Genomic DNA, 2,460 nt, shown 5'->3' with positions numbered 1-2,460 from the left:
GCCGGCACCAAACGGAGCCGGTCACGTGCCGGTTCTCGGCGGCGGGGCGGTCCTGCACCTGCTCAATGGCAGTCGATTGGAGCTGGCACTCGGGGATCCTGCCGCGTGGGCGGGTCTGGGGCTCATTGCTGAAAGCGTGCGAGCCTGACCGGTAGTAAGCGTTCAACTTGGGCGTGGTGACGGGGCGATTCGTACCGGCTAGACTCGGGGGATGGCATCTATCCGGAGGAACCAGCGCTACACGCCGCAGCAGCGGCAGGAGTACGTGGATCGATTCGAGCGCAGCGGGACGACGCAGGCGGAGTTCTGCCGGGAGGCGAAGCTGCACCCGATGACGTTTTCAAATTGGCGCCGGCAGCGGCAGGTAGCCGCGTCGGCGATCTTCGCCGAGGTGCAGATGAGTGCGCCGGCACCAAACGGAGCCGGTCACGTGCCGGTTCTCGGCGGCGGGGCGGTCCTGCACCTGCTCAATGGCAGTCGATTGGAGCTGGCACTCGGGGATCCTGCCGCGTGGGCGGGTCTGGGGCTCATGCTCAAAACGCTGCAAGCCTGACCGCCATGATCAGCCTGGGCGGAGCAACGGCGAAGATTCACCTGGCGACGGAGCCGATCGACCTGCGCCGTGGCTATAGCGGCTTGTACACGCTGGTCGAACAGCAGTTCGGGGCGGAACCGCAAAGCGGCAACCTGTGGGTCTTCACCAACCGGCGCCGCAACCTGCTGAAGATCTTCTGGTGGGACGACGGCGGGATGTGCGTCCTGGGAAAACGGCTCCACGAGGGGACGTTCCAGAGCTGGCCCCAGCCGGGACAGAAGACGGTGGTGCTCACCGCCGCCGAGCTGCAGTTGCTCTTCAGCGGTCTGGACCTGGCGAAGCTGCGGCCGAGGCGCTGGGTGCGCCGAGTGCCGTCTGCGTCTGCTGCGCCGATGTCCACCGATGCGGCAGCAGCTCTTTGATCCTGGAGGCCGGATGATCCTGGAGCTTCCCCAGCAGCTCGATGAGGTAGCGCTCGGGATCGAGGCCGATCAGCCGGCAGTTCTCGACCAGCGTAAAGAGGTTGGCCAAGCGCGGCCCTGCCTTCGGGTCGCCGACAAACATCCAGTTGCGCGCGCCGACCTTCAGCGGACGGATCGCGCGCTCGACGGCGTTGTTCGAGATCTCCGCCTCGATCTCCGTGAGGCAGCGATGCAACCGTTCTTGCTGATCGAGGAGATAGCGCACGGCATCGCCGAGCGCCGTCTTGGCCGGAGCAATCTGCGCGTGCTGCTCGGCCTGGGTGAGCATGGCCTGGAAGATGGGTACGCTGAAGCGACGCCGCAGGATCTCCTTGCGGCCATGGCGTTGCGCCAGCTGCTCCACGCGAAACAGCTTTCGGAAGCGCTCCAGGTACCACTTCGCCCGGGGATCCCCAGCCTTGTCCGCATCGAAGAAGCCGCGGCGCGCGTGGGTATGACATCCAAGCGATGTCACCTGGCCCGGCGGGCCAATGGTATTGAGCCCCGGGGCCCCGTCGGTCTGGCAGAAGCCTTTGAACCGTGCCGCCTTCAACGTGGCGTCGGGATGCACGGGCGACTTGCTCGCACTGTATTCAAACCAGACTCCTCCGCGCTTCGCGCGGTACGCCCAGAGCGTCGCTTCGCGCACATGCCCCGGGCGAGCGGGATCGCAGACATCGACCGGCGTCGCATCAACGTGCAGATAACCGCCGCTGAAGACGTCGTCCCGGAGGGCCACCATCAGCGGAGCGACCAGGGTATCGAGCTGGTTCATGAGCGACACCTGCGTGCTGCGTGCCAGCTCGACCCCCGTGCGGGCCAGTTGCTGCTCGAGGCGGTGGAAAGGGACGTGCTCACTGTAGTGCGCGGCGGCAATGTGCGCCACGACGCTGGCGTGGACTCGCGCCCGCGGCAGGATGTCCGCCGGCCACGCCGAGTACACCGGGGCGGTCTTGGCCGGGCTGACGAACACCGTCCGCTCGTACGCCTTCACGTAATACACCGGTGCCCGCCGGGCGAGCACCTCGATGCGCTCCACGAAGCCGGGCTGCATCGGCTGCTTCGTCACCGGGCAGATCAACTCCTTCAGCTGCGGCGCTGGCACCTGAATCAGTTCCCGCGGCAAAGCAGGATCGAGCGGCTGAGGTCCCTTCGGTGCTCGCGCTGCGCCGACCGCCCTCTTCTTCCCCGACACCGGCGCGCACTCTGCCTTGGCCGCCGCAGGCTCCGTGAACAGCACGCCCTGGTTGTCGTCCGTCGGCATCCGCTCCGACTTCTTGTCCCAGAGCATCCGCTGCAGCTTCTGCACCTTCAGCTCGAGCACCCGGTTCTCGGCCGTGAGCTGATCCACACGCACGCGTAGCTCCTGCTCGGAGCTCGGTATCGGTGTCGTGGCGGCGGCGTTCACGGCCGCGACCGTGACGAATCGCTGCCCGTCTTCAAGACGATGCCATTACCTAGCGC

Annotated in this window: 3 protein-coding genes; 2 read left to right on the top strand and 1 reads right to left on the bottom strand. The window is 66.6% G+C overall.

All coding sequences use genetic code 11. The features are described from left to right. The first annotated feature begins 211 nt into the window (after window positions 1-211). Together DB354_RS00035 and tnpB are read left to right on the top strand one after the other, a co-directional pair. The gene (locus tag DB354_RS00035) at window positions 212-553 is read left to right on the top strand and encodes a transposase (RefSeq protein WP_107833384.1); all 342 of its coding nucleotides are present in this window, start codon (window positions 212-214) and stop codon (window positions 551-553) included. A 5-nt stretch (window positions 554-558) separates the two neighbouring features. Continuing rightward, the gene (gene tnpB / locus DB354_RS00030) at window positions 559-957 is read left to right on the top strand and encodes an IS66 family insertion sequence element accessory protein TnpB (protein ID WP_107833383.1); all 399 of its coding nucleotides are present in this window, start codon (window positions 559-561) and stop codon (window positions 955-957) included. Here the strand turns inward: tnpB and DB354_RS00025 are convergent. Beyond that, window positions 854-2,404, bottom strand: coding sequence for an IS66 family transposase (locus DB354_RS00025; protein WP_107833382.1), 1,551 nt, complete (start codon window positions 2,402-2,404; stop codon window positions 854-856). The two genes, tnpB and DB354_RS00025, sit on opposite strands and share 104 nt — an antisense overlap. Between the last annotated feature and the right edge of the window lie 56 nt (window positions 2,405-2,460).

The sequence above is a fragment of the Opitutus sp. ER46 genome (assembly GCF_003054705.1).
Classification (GTDB): domain Bacteria; phylum Verrucomicrobiota; class Verrucomicrobiia; order Opitutales; family Opitutaceae; genus ER46.
This window is presented reverse-complemented; position numbering and strand designations above follow the sequence as displayed.

What these genes read in the sequence shown, in the direction of transcription:
- DB354_RS00035 (WP_107833384.1), top strand. Translation starts at nt 212, where the DNA reads ATGGCATCTATCCGGAGGAACCAGCGCTACACGCCGCAGCAGCGGCAG.
- tnpB (WP_107833383.1), top strand. Translation starts at nt 559, where the DNA reads ATGATCAGCCTGGGCGGAGCAACGGCGAAGATTCACCTGGCGACGGAG.